Genomic DNA, 17,382 nt, shown 5'->3' with positions numbered 1-17,382 from the left:
AAATAAGTGTTGCTCGCTCATCCTATCTCTCAGTTTTTTATAAACTTAGTCTAATTAATTAAAATCATGATATTACAAGCAGGTACATTTACTCAGTCAAAAATTGAAAATACTCACATTTTGAGATATCTCAATGAAATTGATAAAGGCTACTCCGATGATAAAGATAGGTATTGAGTAAAATAAAATTCTACACTTATTAAAGTAGTCAATGAATAGCAGTTATCTTAAAAAGATATTGAGCTTAAATTAACGCATAACGTGATGTAACGCAGATTTTTATTTTTATACTGGAAAGGCACAACAAATTAATTGTAGGTTTGAATGAGGGAATTAAATAAAAATATCATGATTAATTGATAATATTCATGCCCAGTCATTAACTGGGCATGAAAAGCAAAGATTAAGCTTTGCTAGGACGTAATGCAGGGAATAGGATTACATCACGAATAGTATGACTATTGGTAAATAGCATGACCATGCGGTCAATACCAATACCTAAACCTGCTGTTGGTGGTAAACCGTGCTCTAATGCAGTTACGTAATCTTCGTCGTAGAACATCGCTTCGTCGTCACCTTCGTCTTTCTGACGAACTTGCTCAGCAAAACGTTCTGCTTGGTCTTCTGCGTCATTTAACTCAGAGAAACCGTTACCGATTTCACGACCACCAATGAAGAATTCGAAGCGGTCTGTAATGAATGGGTTGTCATCATTACGGCGCGCTAAAGGAGAAACTTCAGCCGGATATTCTGTAATAAAGGTCGGCTGAATTAAGTGGCTTTCAGCAACTTCTTCAAAGATTTCGCACTGAACACGACCTAAGCCCCAGCTCTTCTCAATCTTGATACCGATAGACTGAGCAATCGCAACCGCTTTATCCATATCATCCAGATCAGCAACGTTAGTTTCTGGGCGGTATTTGCAGATAGCTTCTTTCATGGTCATTTTGGTAAATGGCTTACCAAAATCGAACTCTTGTTCACCATATTTAACAACGGTATTGCCTAATACTTTCTGCGTTAAAATACGGAATAAATCTTCAGTCAGCACAATCAGGTCACGGTAATCTGCATACGCCATATACAGTTCCATCATTGTGAATTCTGGGTTATGACGTGGAGACAAACCTTCGTTACGGAAGTTACGGTTGATTTCAAATACGCGTTCAAAACCACCTACAACTAAACGCTTCAGATACAGTTCTGGCGCAATACGCAGATACATATCGATATCTAACGCATTATGGTGAGTCACAAATGGACGCGCAGAAGCACCACCCGGAATGACTTGCATCATCGGAGTTTCTACTTCCATAAATCCATGTTCGACCATGAAGTTACGAACTTCCGCTAAGATCTTAGAACGGATGATGAAAGTGTTACGAGATTCATCGTTAGCAATCAGGTCAAGGTAACGTTGACGATAACGAGTTTCTTGATCTGATAAACCGTGGAATTTGTCTGGTAATGGACGCAGAGCTTTGGTCAGCAAACGAACTTCATGACAGTGAACGGTCAATTCGCCAGTTTTAGTTTTAAATAAACGACCTTTAGCACCTAAAATGTCACCTAAGTCCCATTTTTTAAACTGCTCGTTGTAGATGCCTTCTGGCAGATCATCACGTGAAACGTAGATCTGAATACGGCCACCAACATCTTGCAATGTTGCAAATGACGCTTTACCCATGATACGACGAGTCATCATACGACCCGCAATAGTCACTTCAATGTTCAGGTCTTCCAGCTCTTCTGCTGATTTTTCACCAAATTCAGCATGAAGCTTATCGGAAACATTTTCACGACGAAAATCATTTGGGAATGGAATACCCTGTTCGCGCAACGCAACCAATTTTTCTTTACGGGCTTTGAGTTCGTTATTTAAATCGGGAGCTTGTTCTGCACCCTGTTGCTCTTGAGACATTTTTTCCTCACAGGCCAGCTTTTAAACTAGCTTCAATGAATTTATCCAAATCACCATCCAGCACGGCTTGCGTGTTACGCGTTTCCACACCAGTACGTAAGTCTTTAATACGTGCATCATCAAGGACGTAAGAACGAATTTGGCTTCCCCAGCCAATGTCCGATTTATTCTCTTCCATCGCTTGCTTATCTGCGTTCTTCTTCTGCATTTCCAGTTCGTATAATTTCGCTTTTAACTGGCGCATGGCTTGATCTTTGTTTTTATGCTGTGAACGGTCGTTCTGGCACTGGGTCACAATGTTGGTCGGTATATGGGTGATACGCACCGCAGACTCAGTTTTGTTAACGTGCTGACCACCGGCACCCGAGGCACGGTATACGTCGATACGTAAATCAGCAGGGTTAATTTCGATATCAATATCATCATCAACTTCAGGATAGATAAACGCTGAACTAAATGAAGTATGACGACGACCGCCGGAGTCAAATGGGCTTTTGCGCACTAAACGGTGAACACCCGTTTCTGTTCTTAACCAGCCATAGGCATAATCACCGATGATTTTAATTGTTGCAGATTTTAAACCCGCCACATCACCATCTGACTCTTCGATAATTTCTGTTTTGAAGCCTTTTGACTCAGCCCAACGCAGATACATACGCATGAGCATACTTGCCCAATCTTGCGCTTCTGTACCGCCAGAACCTGCTTGTAAGTCGATATAGCAGTCAGCGCTGTCATATTCACCGGAGAACATACGGCGGAATTCAAGCTGCTCTAACTTGCCTTGCAGTACTTCTAACTCAGCGCCCGCTTCGTTGAACGTTTCTTCATCATCAGCTTCTACCGCCAATTCCAATAAACCTTCTACATCTTCAATACCTTGGGTCAGTTGGTCAATTGTCTCAACAATCGCCTCAAGGGAAGAGCGTTCTTTGCCAAGTGCTTGAGCGCGTTCTGGTTCATTCCAGACATCTGGCTGCTCAAGTTCTGCATTCACTTCTTCTAAGCGTTCTTTCTTGGCATCATAGTCAAAGATACCCCCTCAGAACCGTTGTCCGTTCAGACAGGTCCTGAATTTTGCTTTTTACTGGGTTTATTTCAAACGTCATTTTCACTATCTTATAGTTGATCAATAAAGATAAATATTTTCATTCACGAACCGTTTAGTATAACGGAATTCCTGTCAGGTTTATAGGGAATCAATCCTCTATTTCTGAACGAATCTTCATTGTGATTTTAATCGGGCCAAATATGTTCAATCATCAATTGCACATTTTTATTACCGCGAAACTCGTTCACATCTAACTTAAACGCAATTTTCGCTTTTTTGACGCTATTATCTGGCCATCTACGGACATCAATATTGAACATAATGCCATCCAACATCGGTCCTCCATTCACGGGTTCTAACATCAATTTTAAATGTTTCTCGCCCACCAACTTTTGTTGCAATAACTGGAAATGTCCATCAAATACAGGTTCAGGAAAAGACTGCCCCCACGGACCGCTTTCGCGAAGTAATTCCGCCGTCTCTAATGACAGTTGATTACGCAATAATTCTCCGTCACTCCAAATAACGCCCGATAATTGCTCAGGTTGAATAAGTTCTCCCATCAGCATTTCGAAATGGTATTTGAATGCGTCAAATTTGCTCTCTTCAAGCGACAGACCCGCAGCCATGGCGTGTCCACCAAACTTTTGCATTAACCCCGGTTGCAGCGTATTTAATCGCTCTAATGCATCACGCATATGAACGCCCTGCACTGAACGACCAGAGCCTTTTAATAACCCATCTCCGGCAGGCGCGAATGCGATAACGGGGCGATGGAATTGCTCTTTAATTCGTGAAGCTAAAATCCCAACCACCCCTTGATGCCATTCGGGATGATATAGTGCTAAACCGTTCGGCAACTGATTCTCGCTGTATTCGATTTTGTTAAATAGCACCAATGCTTCTTGCTGCATACCCGCTTCAATTTCACGACGAGTCTGGTTTAAGCCATCTAACTCATTGGCTAGCTGACGTGCATGTGCCATATCATCCGTCAGCAGTAATTCAATGCTGACGGACATATCATCCAGTCGGCCCGCCGCATTAAGTCTAGGCCCTAGTGCAAAGCCAAAATCATTCGCGACCAGACGAGAGGCATCTCGTTTGGATACCTCAATCAACGCTTTGATCCCAGCACAACAGCGCCCAGCTCTCACTCGATTCAACCCTTGATGCACCAGAATGCGGTTGTTCGTATCCAATGGCACCACATCTGCTACGGTACCCAGCGCGACTAAATCAAGGTATTCCGCTAAATTAGGCTCGCTGATCCCTTGCTTTTCAAACCACTGCTGTTGGCGTAAATGGGCTCTTAACGCTGACATTAAATAAAACGTTACCCCAACACCAGCCAGTGATTTCGATGCAAATTGGCAATCATTAAGATTCGGGTTGATGATAGCATCCGCCGTCGGTAGCGTTTCTCCCGGTAAATGGTGGTCAGTAATAACCACCTTCATCCCATACTCGTGAGCAGTCACCACACCATCATGAGAAGAGATACCGTTATCTACCGTAATAATCAGGTCCGTTCCCTGCTTATAGGCTTCATCCACCACCAATGGCGTTAAGCCATAGCCGTTTTCAAAACGGTTCGGGACGATATAGTTTAAATTCCTATACCCCATCGCTTTAAGCGCACGGATAGCTAATGCTGTGCTCGTTGCACCATCAGCATCAAAATCCCCAACGATAGTGATTTTTTGGTGCTCCACCAGCGCCAAATAGAGCAGCGTTAGTGCATTTTCAACCCCTGATAGCGAACGGTAATCAAGCAAATTAGACGCTTTACGTTCCAATTGAGCGAGAGAGGTTATCCCTCTAGAGGCATAAATGCGCTGCAAAAGTTCAGGGACATCAGGTAATGCCGCGGCATCACCTGTTAATTCTCGTTGACGTAAAAAAGTTTCGACATTCACAATGATGATTATTTCTGCTCAAGTATTTGGAGTAATTCGTCAGGTTTTAAAAAGCCAGGGAGTACTTGTCCGCTTGGTAAAATAATGGCAGGAGTTCCTGTAACTTTAAATAATTGACCTAATTTCAAATGATTGCCTAAATCGATTTTACAGTCATCAATCATGGCAACTTCGTCACCTTTGAACGCTTTAGTCAACGCATCTTTTGGTAATGCATTACACCAGATTGATGCCATCTGTTTTGCTGTGTCGCTCTTCATCCCTTGACGTGGGAACGCTAAATAGCGCACTGTCACCCCTTTGCTGTTTAACTCACCCACTGTTTCGTGTAATTTCTTACAGTAACCACAGCTAATATCAGTAAAGACCGTTATCGCATATTTTTCATTGGGTGCTTTGAAGATGATCATCTCGTTTTTCAACGCTTCCATCTTCTTCAACAAAGGCTGGTTACTGATGTTCACCGGAACTTTTCCGCTGAGATCATAAATTGGGCCTTGTAACAGGTATTTACCATCGTCCGTCACATAAATTACGCCATTATCCGTTTCCACCGTATTTAATCCCACAATTGGGGAAGGCTTAATGGATTCCACTTGCATATTATAATGTGCCAGTTTTTCGATAATCAGTTTTTCTTCCGTTGCGCCATAAACCGATGCCGTTAATGACGCGATACAGGCGGCTAAAACAAGTAGTTTGCGTTTCATATTTATCCTTTCACCCATCACCCTCTCGGATGATGCTGCTCATGTAAAGCACGTAGCCGCTCAGTAGCGACATGTGTGTAAATTTGGGTTGTGGATAGGTCGCTATGACCTAACAACATTTGTACAACGCGTAAGTCCGCGCCGTGATTCAATAAATGGGTTGCAAATGCATGCCTTAATACGTGAGGAGATAACGCATCCCCATCAATATTAGCAAGTACGGCATAATATTTTATTCGGTGCCAAAATGTCTGGCGGGTCATCTTTGTACCACGTTTGCTTGGAAATAAAACATCGCTAGTTTTCCCATTCAGTAAATCTGGGCGCCCCTGCGCTATATATTTTTCCAGCCAGTAAATCGCCTCTTCTCCCAGAGGGATCAAACGCTCTTTATCTCCTTTGCCAACGACCCGAACGACGCCTTGACGCAAGCTGATATCCGAAAATGTCAGCCCCGTCAGCTCAGAAACTCGCAAGCCACAAGCATACAATACTTCCAACATGGCTTTGTCCCGTAACTCGAGCGAGTCTTCAGTCGCAGGTGCATTCAGCAAATCTTCAACTTGTTTTTCACTGAGATCTTTGGGTAATCGCTGCGGAATTTTGGGTGCTGCGATTACCGCGGAAGGATCATCCGCTCTTATCTTTTCGCGGTAAAAATATTGAAATAACCGGCGAATCGAACTTAATAAACGCGCAGAACTTGCGGCTTTGTATCCGCCATCAATGCGTTCTGCGAGAAAAGATTGTAAATCAATCGACTGAACACTTTCCAAATGCAATTGCTGCGCATCCAGCCATCTATCTAATGATTGGAGGTCATTACGATAAGATGCCAAGGTGTTTTCAGCAAGATCTTGCTCCAACCAAATTGTATCAAGAAACTGTTCAATTAACGGATTTAGTTGTTTACTTTCCACGCCAGATCCTATGCCTCTTTATTATTACAGTGCAATCTATTATGCCTGATTGTAGCACCATCTGTTACAATACGTCCCTCGTGATAAAAACCAGCGCTGGATATAGTAATAATATATATGAAAATAGGTCTTTTTTACGGTTCAAGTACCTGCTACACCGAAATGGTCGCAGAAAAAATACGTGACATTCTTGGTGATGATTTCATTACCCTCCATAACATCAACGATACACCACCAGAATTAATGGAACAGTACGACGTTCTTATTTTGGGGATCCCTACGTGGGATTTTGGTGAAATTCAGGAAGATTGGCTAGAAATTTGGGAAGCGCTTCCCAAACTTAACCTTGCGGATAAAATGGTCGCAATGTATGGCATGGGTGACCAAGTTGACTATAGTGAATGGTTTTTAGATGCACTCGGTATGCTCTATCACCAGCTTAAACCGACTGGCGCACAGTTTATTGGCTTTTGGCCGACTGAAGGTTATGAATTTGAAAGCCCGAAACCGCTCACGGAAGATGGTGAGATGTTTGTAGGTCTTGCATTAGATGATGTGAACCAGTTTGAACAAACCGATGAGCGAGTCGCGCAATGGTGTGAGCAGATCCTACAAGAAATTGAAGCTGCTCTTTAAGCGCCAAAGACAACTAACTGCAATATCAAATATCAGGGTATTGCAGTAGTAATTGATTGAGATTACGCCAATTTTCTTCGGAAACAGAATCCTTTGCAATCCATAAGCGAAGCTTCTGAGGCTTACCTTGCAATGCATTAAGCGTTAATAAAATGCCAAAGCGGCTACACCATGGCGCTTTGATAATTTCCCACTCATTCTTTTTCCATTGAAGCTTATTGCCATTCACCAATACAGCCACACCTTTGACTTTACTGATATTTTTTTGGCTTTTTGCCCAACTAGCTACCAACACTACTAATAATGGTAGCCAAATCATTGAATTACCTGGAGCCCACGGTGCAACAAGCAAAATAATGCCCGTTACCCCATGAAGACAGGTGGAAAAAAGCTGAGTTTTCCATGAAATGGAAAGATTAGATTTCCACAGGACCACGATTTTTATTTCTTTCTTGAATGAGTTTAATCATAGAGAACAGTTCTTCGTCCTCCGGACGCCCGTGATTCATCAGCCAATTGAACAAATCAGGGTCTGGACACTCGAGCAGCCGCACAAAAACACGCTTATCGTGGTCTGTTAGCTCGTCATATTCATATTCAAAAAATGGCATGATAGAAATATCAAGCTCACGCATGCCTCTTCTGCACGCCCAATGAATTCGCGCCTTGTTATTGATATCGATTTGACTTTGCCCGATAGGCATTCCATTATCCATTTCACTACGACCTTTTGTTGCAGTTGACTGATAAGATTGATTATTTTAAATACTCTATCAGATAATCTGTCAATAAAACATGTCACACTCTACATAGTTCACATTTTAGGTTGTAAAATACCGTTTTTCTACAAACTATTTACCCTCTTATGCTGAATAATAGGTTAATGGCACTTTAGTTCGGTTTGAGGCTTGCAATGTGACCTAGCTATTTTACCATTAAGCACCATTATCAAATAAAGAACAACAGGTGAAATCATGACTTCCCATGTAGACAACGCACAACAGTTTCCCCTTGATTCTCAGTCTTTACCCCTTGTTTTGATTTCACTGGAAAACTGGGAACTTATCCACCTACACGGCGCTGATGCAGAAAAATATCTGCAAGGACAAGTCACCGCCGATATCAGCACACTTGAGCACGCACATACACTAACCGCCCATTGCGATCCAAAAGGAAAAATGTGGAGTGACCTACGTTTATTCCATCACTTAGCGGGTTATTCTTATATTGAAAGACGTAGTGTTGCTGATGCCCAACTCGCAGAGTTAAAAAAATACGCTGTTTTCTCTAAAGTCACTTTTGAAAAGAAGCCAGAACTGAAATTACTGGGTGTGGCAGGTCAAGGCGCACGAGAAGCACTTTCATCCGTGTTCGCAACACTACCTGATAGCCAAAATCAAGTCATCACAGAAGGCAACAGTACCCTTCTACATTTTGACCTTCCCGCAGAACGATTTTTAATTATTACAGACGAAGCGACTGCGCAAAATCTCGCAGAGACTTTAAATGCAACACAGGTTTCTGACCAACAATGGTTAGCATTAGAAATTGCCGCAGGCTTTGCCGTTATCGACCAAGAAAACAGCGCACAACATCTGCCACAAGCTGCAAATTTACAGGCCATCCCTCACGGAATTAGCTTTAAAAAAGGCTGCTATACCGGCCAAGAAATGGTTGCACGCGCCAAGTTCCGTGGTGCCAATAAACGCGCGATGTACTGGCTAACGGGCACTGGCTCCTCACTTCCAACTATTGGTGATGGTGTTGAGTGGCAACTCGGTGAAAACTGGCGCCGTACCGGAACAGTACTAGCCGCCGTGCGTTTAGGGAATGGAGAACTTAGCATCCAAATCATCATGAACAACGATATGGAAGCTGATAGCGTGTTTCGCGTTATGGGTGACGAGCAAAGTCGCCTGACCATTGCACCACTGCCTTATTCATTAGAAGAAGATAAATAATTGGGGTTTTTATGTCATCTGCAATAAGTAATAAGCCACTCGACGTTTTGAATTTTGGGGCTTTTACTGAAGTCGTCCAATTTTTGATGGAGCTCGATAAACTGAAAAGCGTTTATCGCAAGAATAAATTATTAAACCGTGAAAGACACGAAAACACCGCCGAACATAGCTGGCAGTTTGCTGTTGCTGCAATGGCTTTTGCCCCTTATGTGCCGGGCGTTAATCTTGAACGCGCCATTAAACTTGCGCTCGTTCATGATATCGTTGAAATCGATGCAGGTGACGTTTTGGTGTTTGATAATGCCGCTCGTGAAGCCATTCATGATGAAGAAGTCAAAGCGGCTAACCGCCTATTTAATTTACTGCCAAGCCCGCAAAATGCTGAATTCTTAGCATTATGGAATGAGTATGATGCCGTCGAGACATTGGAATCGAAATATGCCAATGCCATTGATAGAGCCATGCCGATGTTATTGAACTTGCATAATCAGGGTCAAAGCTGGGTTGAAAACCATATTCGTCATGAGCAGGTCGTTAGTAAATGTGACTATATTCAGGAGATCCTCCCTGAATTTTGGTTGCAGCTTAAACAGCAATTAGAGCAAGCCCACCAAAAAGGCTGGCTGCTGTAATTAAAAAAATAAAACAAAAAACGCCAGATAAATATCTGGCGTTTTCATATTAAAAAGCTAAAAAATTAATTACATATATTCATCGATAGGCACACAAGAACAATGTAAATGACGGTCGCCATAAACATCATCAAGGCGTTTTACCGCTGGCCAGTACTTGTTCACTCGTGTTGCGTGAGATGGGAATACCGCCAATTCACGGCTATAACCATGAGCCCACTCTTCCGCCAACTCAGTTTGAACGTGTGGCGCATTGACTAACGGGTTATCTTCCAGCGTCCATTTACCTTGAACCACTTGATCAATCTCATCGCGGATAGCCAGCATTGCATCGATAAAGCGATCGATTTCCACAATACTTTCTGACTCAGTAGGTTCGATCATCAACGTACCTGCAACTGGGAATGACATGGTTGGCGCATGGAAACCATAGTCAATCAAGCGCTTAGCAATATCCAGCTCACTGATGCCTGTATCTTTCTTGATTGGACGTAGATCCACGATACATTCATGAGCCACATAACCTTCTTGTCCGGTATAGAGGATCTCATAGCGACTCGCTAAACGCTTCGCAATATAGTTAGCGTTCAAGATTGCCACTTGGCTGGCTTTTCTCAGCCCATGGGAGCCCATCATGCGGATATACATCCAGCTAATTGGCAGAATAGAAGCGCTACCAAATGGTGCAGCAGAAACCGCACCTTGTTCGGTCAGCATTTCTTGAGTGACGACAGAGTGCCCAGGAACAAACGGCGCTAAATGTTTCTTCACACCGATAGGTCCCATACCAGGGCCACCACCGCCATGAGGAATACAGAAGGTTTTATGTAAGTTCAAGTGAGACACATCCGCGCCGATAAAGCCCGGTGTTGTCAGCCCCACTTGAGCGTTCATATTCGCACCATCTAAGTAAACTTGCCCGCCATATTGGTGGATAATTTCACACACTTCGCGAATGCTCTCTTCATACACACCGTGAGTTGACGGGTAAGTCACCATCACGCATGAGAGCGCTGCACTGTGCTCCTGCGCTTTTTCTCGCAGGTCAGCAAGGTCAATGTTACCTTCATCATCACAGCGTACCACCACCACTTCCATACCCGCCATATGAGCAGAGGCTGGGTTAGTTCCGTGAGCAGAGGCTGGGATCAAACAAATATTACGTGCGCCTTCATTGCGGCTTTCATGGTAACGACGGATTGCTAACAGACCCGCATATTCCCCTTGAGCCCCTGAGTTAGGCTGCATACAGACAGCATCATATCCCGTCAATTGCACTAGCCAGTGGGAAAGCTGCTCAATCATTTGATGATAACCTTGCGCCTGCTCCGGTGGACAGAACGGGTGTAACTCACCAAATTCAGGCCACGTAATTGGCAGCATTTCCGCAGCAGCGTTAAGTTTCATGGTGCAAGAACCTAATGGGATCATCGCTTGGTTCAACGCTAAATCCTTACGCTCTAAGCTGTGCATGTAGCGCATCATTTCCGTTTCGCTATGATAACGATGGAAATTTGGATGCGATAAAATCACGTCATCACGCAACATTGCGGCTGGAATTGCACTTTCACTTTCTGAAACTTGCTTATCTAATTTTTCGAAATCCAGTTTTTGATCGGTACCCGTGATCACAAAGAACAGTTCGTTGAGATCTTGGCGAGTGGTGATTTCACTGAACGTAACACCCACTGCACCGTGAATATCTGTCCGTAAGTTTATTTTTGCTTTTTCAGCGCGCGCTAAGACCGCCGCTTTGTCTGCTACTTCGATAGCCAGAGTATCAAACCACGTTTTATGGCGCAGAGTGATGCCAGACTCTGTAAGCGCTTTCGCAAAAATCGAGCTAAAGCGATGAATGCGCTGAGCAATCATTTTCAAGCCTTCAGGCCCATGATACACCGCATACATCGCGGCAATATTGGCCAGTAAAACTTGGGAAGTACAAATGTTGGAGTTTGCTTTTTCACGGCGGATATGCTGTTCACGAGTTTGCATCGCCATACGTAGCGCAGTATGACCTGCAGCATCACGAGAGACCCCGATAATGCGTCCCGGCATCGCACGTTTGAATTCATCTTTACACGCAAAGAATGCAGCATGAGGGCCACCATAACCCATTGGTACACCAAAACGCTGCGCTGAGCCGAAAACAATGTCAGCCCCTTGTTTTGCAGGTGCTGTCAATAACACTAATGCCATCATATCGGCAGCCACACAGCTGACAATATTCTTCGCCTTTAGTTTGGCAAATAGCTCGCTGTAATCATGTATATTCCCCGTGGTGCCCACTTGTTGCAGTAATGCACCAAATACACCTTCGTGTTCTAGCACTTTCTCTGCGCTGTCGACAATCACTTCAAAGCCAAATGTGCCTGCACGAGTCCGCACAACATCAAGGGTTTGAGGATGGACGTCATCCGCAACGAAAAAGCGTTCTGCATTTTTCAATTTACTGATGCGTTTTGCCATCGCCATGGCTTCTGCTGCCGCTGTCGCTTCATCCAGCAAAGAAGCTGATGCTAAATCTAAGCCCGTTAAATCAATCGTTAATTGCTGGAAATTCAGCAGTGACTCAAGACGACCTTGGGAAACTTCAGGCTGATAAGGGGTATAAGCCGTATACCAGCCTGGGTTTTCGAGCAAATTACGTAAGATAACAGGAGGAAGGATCACTGGGGCATAGCCCATGCCGATATAACTTTTATAACGTTTATTTAGGGAAGCAATCCCTTTTAATTCTGCGAGCGCTTCTTGCTCGGTTGCACCACCGCCGACTCTTGGTGGCTCAGGCAGTAAAATGGCTTTCGGGACAATTTTGTCCATTAAATTATCGAGGGAAGTCGCGCCAACAGTACCTAACATGGTTTTTATTTGTTGTTCTGATGACCCTATATGGCGCGAGATAAATTCTGAACGGTTTTCTAGTTGACTCAGTGACATCGACATATCTGTGTTCCCATCCTTTTTGCTATGCGTAGCGTAGGTTATAAGACTCTAGCGATGATAAAACCTATTGATAAACTGCGAGATAAGTAGACTAGCTCAAACTAACCTTGGTTAAAAAACATTCATTATGTTCTTGATATTTCGCACTGTAGCAAGCGATTACGCTACAGTGCGAAACATGATGCTGTGGATTACTCTTCCGCAGCGATCATGCTCAGGTAACCTTGAGCATCGATAAGATCCGCTAGCTGAGAGTCATCGCTCATCTTAATACGGAAAATCCAGCCTTCTTGATATGGCGATTCGTTCACCAGCTCTGGAGAGTCGCTGAGTGCACTGTTAACTGCAATAATTTCACCACTAATCGGTGCATAAATATCGGATGCTGCTTTCACAGATTCAACGACAGCACAGTCGTCCCCTGCGCTCACTACATCACCCACATCGGGTAAATCAACAAACACCATGTCGCCTAAAGTTTCTTGCGCATGTTCAGTAATACCCACAGTGAACTCACCATTTCCTTCATCACGCAGCCATTCGTGTTCGCGGGTATATCTTAATTCTTTAGGTGCATTGCTCATTTCTAGCCTCTCTTTTGATTCTGACCATATGTTCTTGAGAAAAAGTTTTTGAGAAAACGTTTTAAAATCAATTTGTATTAGAAAATATCTAATTACACTAATGCCTTACCTTCACGGACAAATCCTGGTTTTACCACTTCAACCGGCATTTCCCGCTGACGAATTTCAACGATGGCGTGATTTTTAATGTCACTCGGTACACGCGCTAGCGCGATACTGAAACCTAACGTTGGAGAGAATGAACCACTAGTGATCACTCCCTCATGCAATTTACCTGATTCATCCGTAAAGCGCACAACCTGTTCAGCACGTAAAATGCCTTTTTCGCGCATCACAATACCCACCAGCTTATCGGTACCTTTCGCTCGCTGTTTTTCCAACGCTTCACGGCCAATAAAGTTTCTGTCTTGCGGCTCCCAAGCAATTGTCCACCCCATATTGGCCGCTAATGGAGAAATAGACTCATCCATATCTTGCCCATAGAGATTCATACCCGCTTCAAGACGCAGAGTATCACGAGCGCCTAAACCTGCTGGATGAACGCCTGCCTTCAGTAATTTATGCCAGAAATCCACGATATGCTGTTTCGGCATCGCAATTTCATACCCTTTTTCACCGGTGTAGCCCGTGGTCGCAATAAACAGATCGCCAGTTTGAACACCATAAAAAGGCTTCATATCTTTGATGGCAGCACGTTGTTCTTCGGTCAGCAAAGTGTGAACTTTTTCTTGAGATTTCGGACCTTGAACGGCAACTAACGCCAAATCATCACGTACAGTAATCGCTACTGCATAATCTTTTGCATGCTGCTCAATCCATGCAATGTCTTTGTCTCGCGTCGCAGAGTTAACCACAAGGCGGTAGAAATCATCTTCAAGGTAATAAACAATCAGGTCATCAATCACACCACCCGATGCGTTCAGCATACCGGTATACAGTGCACGACCTTTGATGGTGAGCTTAGCGATATCATTGGCGAGAAGATAACGAAGAAAATCACGGCAACCTTCGCCATGTAGGTCAACAATCGTCATGTGAGAAACATCAAACATTCCTGCATCGGTTCGAACAATATTATGTTCGTTGATTTGCGAACCATAGTGCAGTGGCATCATCCAGCCATGAAAATCCACCATTTTTGCGCCGCAGGCTATATGCTCATCATATAGAGTCGTTTGCTTTACCATGAATACCCTCTTTACATTACTGTGTCTGATGGGGTGATTGCGTAATGAACGGCATAAATTTTTTTCTGTGAATCCCGTTTCATCAAAACGCAAATCATCGGATTTGATTCAAAACTGCTAACATTCGAAATTGGATGCTATAAATAAAAATAGGGTGATGTACTCTCTGTATTACTGATTGCGCCCTCACATTACCAGTGGTTTTTGTTAAATAATTGAGAATGATCACTCAATCCCTTCATATTTGGCTTATTAGTGCGCAAAATATCATCAGAATTGAGACTTAACCCAATAATGTAGATAAATTAGGAAAAACAAATAAATTAGAAAAACTAATCCGAAATTATGGATAAATTAGTTTTTCTCAGCTATTGCTAGGCAAGACTGGTTGCGAACAAAATGGAATGAGAAATAAAAAACCTGAGTATTTAAAATTAAACACTCAGGTTATTTGGAAGAGAAAATTCAGACAGAATTAAGCGTTATTAGTCGGTAGTTGCTTTAGCCATTTTGGCATATCCGATAAGCCCATCGCGTGGTTTAGTAGTTGAGGCTTAACACCCGGTAAACTGTCAGCTAAAACAAGACCAATATCTCGCAGCAATTTCTTCGCAGGGTTGTTGCCATCAAACAGTTCACGGAAACCTTGCATTCCCGCTAACATCACCGCTGCGCTGTGCTTGCGGCTACGTTCATAATCACGCAAATAGAAATATTGACCAAAATCTTTGCCTTCACGATGTAGCCTTCTGATTTCACCAATCAGCATAGCGACGTCCATAAAACCAAGATTCACTCCTTGGCCCGCCAAAGGATGAATGGTGTGAGCCGCATCCCCGAGTAGCGCTAAACGCTGCGCCGCAAACTGACGCGCATAACGTCCGGTTAATGGGATAGTTAAACGGTCGCTTTCTAATTGGCAAAAACCTAAATTAACATCAAATGCGACGGTCAATTCTTTCTCAAATTCTAACTTATCTAAATCTTGACGACGCGCAGCGGCTAAGTTTGGCTGAGACCAAACAATCGAACATAAGTGCGGGTCGCTTAGCGGTAAGAACGCGAGGATGCCTTCCCCATTAAAAGCTTGGCGAGCAATACCTTCATGGGGACGTTCGGTTCGAATGGTTGCTACCAGTGCGGTATGTTCATAATCCCAGAAAGTGAGCGGAATATCTGCATGACTACGCAGCCATGAATTTGCGCCGTCAGCCCCGACTATCAAGCGAGCCGTCAGCATATTTTCATCATCTAACGTGATGAAAACGTCATTTTCTCCCCATACCACCTTCTTGATGGTTGCAGGGGCCAGTAAAGTTACATCACGCAATTGACTGGCTTTTTGCCATAAGGCATCGCGCACCACATTGTTTTCAACGATATGACCTAAATGCGAGAGATTTTGGTCTTTAGCAGAAAAAGCAATACGACCGAAACTGTGGTTATCCCACACTTCCATCCCGCTATAGGCGGCAGCACGCATCCCTTTGATTGCTGACCATACATCTAAATGAGTCAATAATTTTTCACTGGCGGCATTGATTGCCGACACGCGTAGCGCATGGGGATCGTTAGCAGAGAATGGCGTTTTAGGTGGATGGTTTTCAACGACCGCCACACGTAAACCACTGCCTTCGAGTCCACATGCCAGTGCGAGTCCAACCATACCACCACCGGCGATAACCACATCAAACGATTGCATATTTTTATTCCTCTTAGTTTTGTGGTTATTTATGTGCGACCCAGCCAAGGGTTTGGCGGGCTAAAACATCACGAACAGGCGGCAACATCTCCATCGCCATCAGACCTAAATTACGCCCCACAATTAATGGGAAGCAACGATTAGCAAATAAGCGCACCAGACCATCGGTCATGGTGACTGTTTTTTCTCGATCGGCTAATCGGGTATGTTGGTACTGACTTAGCAATGAATAACTGCCAATATCTTGCTGATTATCATGAGCATTGACGACTAACTCAGCTAATTGCATGACATCACGGATCCCAAGGTTGAAACCTTGCCCTGCAATTGGGTGTAATGTTTGCGCTGCATTTCCCACCAACGCAACACGGTGACTGACAGGATTCACCGCTTTTCTTAACACTAATGGGTAACAATTACGTTTACCAGCTTGGGTTATTTCCCCTAAACGCCAGCCAAATGCTTGCTGTAATTTGCGAATAAAGGTTTCATCATCCCACGCATTAATATCGTCAGCATGTTCTTGGCGATGACACCAAACTAACGAGCTACGCCCTTCAGACATAGGTAATAATGCCAAAGGACCAAATTCAGTAAAGCGTTCGAAGGCACGCCCTGCGGGGTCAATCGATGTTTTCACATTGGCAATAATTGCCACTTGTCCATAATCATCTTGCTGCCATTGCATATTGCAAGCTTGACCAATCGCAGAACGGCTACCATCCGCCGCCACTAATAAACTGCCCGTGATTTGCTCACCGCTGTCTAACGTGACAGTCACGTTGTCCACTGTACGCTCAACATGCTCCACTTTAGCAGGACAATAAAGTGTAACGCCAGGCGCTTTACGTAACAGTGAAAATAAACGAGCACCTGCTTCATGCAATTCGATCACATTACCCAATTCAGTGATTTGGTGATCTTCAGCATGAATATTAACAAACCCTGCATGCCCTCTATCGGACACATGAACGTGATTAATGGGGGTAACGCAATCAGCAAATGCAGACCAAACACCAATCGACGATAGGTACTGGCAAGTACCGTGCGCTAACGCAATCGCTCGTGCATCAAAACCCGGATGCTGGTTATCCGGTTGAGATGCTTCGATTAGTGATACCGAAACACGTCCTCGACTGAGTGATGAAATTGCCAGTGCCAATGTCGCGCCAGCCATTCCTCCCCCAACAATAATCACATTCATAGGTTGTTA

15 protein-coding genes are annotated in these 17,382 nt (G+C 43.8%); 3 read left to right on the top strand and 12 right to left on the bottom strand.

What is annotated here, in order from left to right; all coding sequences use genetic code 11:
- Positions 1 to 403 precede the first annotated feature (403 nt).
- From lysS to xerD, 5 genes are all read right to left on the bottom strand, one after another.
- Complete coding sequence (lysS, locus tag JK188_RS05555) at positions 404 to 1,921, bottom strand: lysine--tRNA ligase (protein ID WP_036951129.1); 1,518 nt, start codon at positions 1,919 to 1,921, stop codon at positions 404 to 406.
- 7 nt (positions 1,922 to 1,928) lie between these two features.
- A protein-coding gene (gene prfB / locus JK188_RS05550) for a peptide chain release factor 2 (RefSeq protein WP_132495760.1) occupies positions 1,929 to 3,030 on the bottom strand; the annotation gives its coding sequence in 2 pieces (ribosomal slippage) (positions 1,929 to 2,951 and positions 2,953 to 3,030; 1,101 coding nt in all).
- A 127-nt stretch (positions 3,031 to 3,157) separates the two neighbouring features.
- Positions 3,158 to 4,891 (bottom strand): single-stranded-DNA-specific exonuclease RecJ, encoded by a 1,734-nt coding sequence (recJ, locus tag JK188_RS05545; RefSeq protein WP_211886247.1) that lies wholly within the window; start codon positions 4,889 to 4,891, stop codon positions 3,158 to 3,160.
- 8 nt (positions 4,892 to 4,899) lie between these two features.
- A complete protein-coding gene (dsbC, locus tag JK188_RS05540; protein WP_036951131.1) occupies positions 4,900 to 5,601 on the bottom strand; it encodes a bifunctional protein-disulfide isomerase/oxidoreductase DsbC in 702 nt (233 codons plus the stop codon).
- A 17-nt stretch (positions 5,602 to 5,618) separates the two neighbouring features.
- Entirely contained in the window at positions 5,619 to 6,521 is a 903-nt protein-coding gene (xerD, locus tag JK188_RS05535) for a site-specific tyrosine recombinase XerD (RefSeq protein WP_036951132.1), read from the bottom strand.
- 117 nt (positions 6,522 to 6,638) lie between these two features.
- On the opposite strand from xerD, the gene fldB reads away from it, so the two are divergent.
- Positions 6,639 to 7,157, top strand: a complete 519-nt coding sequence (gene fldB, locus JK188_RS05530; protein WP_211886249.1) for a flavodoxin FldB — start codon at positions 6,639 to 6,641, stop codon at positions 7,155 to 7,157.
- 25 nt (positions 7,158 to 7,182) lie between these two features.
- Here fldB and JK188_RS05525 read toward each other — a convergent pair whose 3' ends face one another.
- The gene (locus tag JK188_RS05525) at positions 7,183 to 7,593 is read right to left on the bottom strand and encodes a protein YgfX (RefSeq protein WP_132495768.1); all 411 of its coding nucleotides are present in this window, start codon (positions 7,591 to 7,593) and stop codon (positions 7,183 to 7,185) included.
- The gene (sdhE, locus tag JK188_RS05520; protein WP_036951240.1) at positions 7,574 to 7,840 is read right to left on the bottom strand and encodes an FAD assembly factor SdhE; all 267 of its coding nucleotides are present in this window, start codon (positions 7,838 to 7,840) and stop codon (positions 7,574 to 7,576) included. The genes JK188_RS05525 and sdhE overlap by 20 nt, the downstream gene beginning before the upstream one ends.
- A 291-nt stretch (positions 7,841 to 8,131) precedes the next feature.
- On the opposite strand from sdhE, the gene ygfZ reads away from it, so the two are divergent.
- Both ygfZ and JK188_RS05510 read left to right on the top strand, forming a co-directional pair.
- Positions 8,132 to 9,118 (top strand): tRNA-modifying protein YgfZ, encoded by a 987-nt coding sequence (ygfZ, locus tag JK188_RS05515; RefSeq protein ID WP_211886251.1) that lies wholly within the window; start codon positions 8,132 to 8,134, stop codon positions 9,116 to 9,118.
- Positions 9,119 to 9,129: 11 nt separating this feature from the next.
- The gene (locus tag JK188_RS05510) at positions 9,130 to 9,750 is read left to right on the top strand and encodes an HD domain-containing protein (protein ID WP_211886253.1); all 621 of its coding nucleotides are present in this window, start codon (positions 9,130 to 9,132) and stop codon (positions 9,748 to 9,750) included.
- A gap of 69 nt (positions 9,751 to 9,819) precedes the next feature.
- On the opposite strand, the gene gcvP is transcribed toward JK188_RS05510, so the two are convergent.
- The 5 genes from gcvP to ubiH all read right to left on the bottom strand — a co-directional run bounded on the left by gcvP (position 9,820) and on the right by ubiH (position 17,373).
- Positions 9,820 to 12,696, bottom strand: a complete 2,877-nt coding sequence (gene gcvP / locus JK188_RS05505; protein ID WP_211886255.1) for an aminomethyl-transferring glycine dehydrogenase — start codon at positions 12,694 to 12,696, stop codon at positions 9,820 to 9,822.
- A gap of 191 nt (positions 12,697 to 12,887) precedes the next feature.
- Positions 12,888 to 13,280, bottom strand: coding sequence for a glycine cleavage system protein GcvH (gene gcvH, locus JK188_RS05500; RefSeq protein WP_036951141.1), 393 nt, complete (start codon positions 13,278 to 13,280; stop codon positions 12,888 to 12,890).
- A 92-nt stretch (positions 13,281 to 13,372) separates the two neighbouring features.
- A complete protein-coding gene (gene gcvT / locus JK188_RS05495; RefSeq protein ID WP_132495776.1) occupies positions 13,373 to 14,467 on the bottom strand; it encodes a glycine cleavage system aminomethyltransferase GcvT in 1,095 nt (364 codons plus the stop codon).
- Positions 14,468 to 14,942: 475 nt separating this feature from the next.
- Positions 14,943 to 16,169: an FAD-dependent 2-octaprenylphenol hydroxylase gene (gene ubiI / locus JK188_RS05490; RefSeq protein WP_132495778.1), complete on the bottom strand. Its 1,227-nt coding sequence runs from the start codon at positions 16,167 to 16,169 to the stop codon at positions 14,943 to 14,945.
- 25 nt (positions 16,170 to 16,194) lie between these two features.
- The gene (gene ubiH / locus JK188_RS05485; RefSeq protein ID WP_211886257.1) at positions 16,195 to 17,373 is read right to left on the bottom strand and encodes a 2-octaprenyl-6-methoxyphenyl hydroxylase; all 1,179 of its coding nucleotides are present in this window, start codon (positions 17,371 to 17,373) and stop codon (positions 16,195 to 16,197) included.
- Between the last annotated feature and the right edge of the window lie 9 nt (positions 17,374 to 17,382).

It is taken from the genome of Providencia sp. JGM181, from assembly GCF_018257375.1.
Taxonomy (GTDB): domain Bacteria; phylum Pseudomonadota; class Gammaproteobacteria; order Enterobacterales; family Enterobacteriaceae; genus Providencia; species Providencia lanzhouensis.
The sequence above is the reverse complement of the archived record's forward strand: the minus strand, read 5'-3'. Positions and strand labels throughout refer to the sequence as shown.

What these genes read in the sequence shown, in the direction of transcription:
- lysS (WP_036951129.1), bottom strand. Translation starts at nt 1,921, where the DNA reads ATGTCTCAAGAGCAACAGGGTGCAGAACAAGCTCCCGATTTAAATAAC.
- dsbC (WP_036951131.1), bottom strand. Translation starts at nt 5,601, where the DNA reads ATGAAACGCAAACTACTTGTTTTAGCCGCCTGTATCGCGTCATTAACG.
- fldB (WP_211886249.1), top strand. Translation starts at nt 6,639, where the DNA reads ATGAAAATAGGTCTTTTTTACGGTTCAAGTACCTGCTACACCGAAATG.
- ygfZ (WP_211886251.1), top strand. Translation starts at nt 8,132, where the DNA reads ATGACTTCCCATGTAGACAACGCACAACAGTTTCCCCTTGATTCTCAG.
- JK188_RS05510 (WP_211886253.1), top strand. Translation starts at nt 9,130, where the DNA reads ATGTCATCTGCAATAAGTAATAAGCCACTCGACGTTTTGAATTTTGGG.
- gcvP (WP_211886255.1), bottom strand. Translation starts at nt 12,696, where the DNA reads ATGTCGATGTCACTGAGTCAACTAGAAAACCGTTCAGAATTTATCTCG.
- gcvH (WP_036951141.1), bottom strand. Translation starts at nt 13,280, where the DNA reads ATGAGCAATGCACCTAAAGAATTAAGATATACCCGCGAACACGAATGG.
- gcvT (WP_132495776.1), bottom strand. Translation starts at nt 14,467, where the DNA reads ATGGTAAAGCAAACGACTCTATATGATGAGCATATAGCCTGCGGCGCA.
- ubiI (WP_132495778.1), bottom strand. Translation starts at nt 16,169, where the DNA reads ATGCAATCGTTTGATGTGGTTATCGCCGGTGGTGGTATGGTTGGACTC.
- ubiH (WP_211886257.1), bottom strand. Translation starts at nt 17,373, where the DNA reads ATGAATGTGATTATTGTTGGGGGAGGAATGGCTGGCGCGACATTGGCA.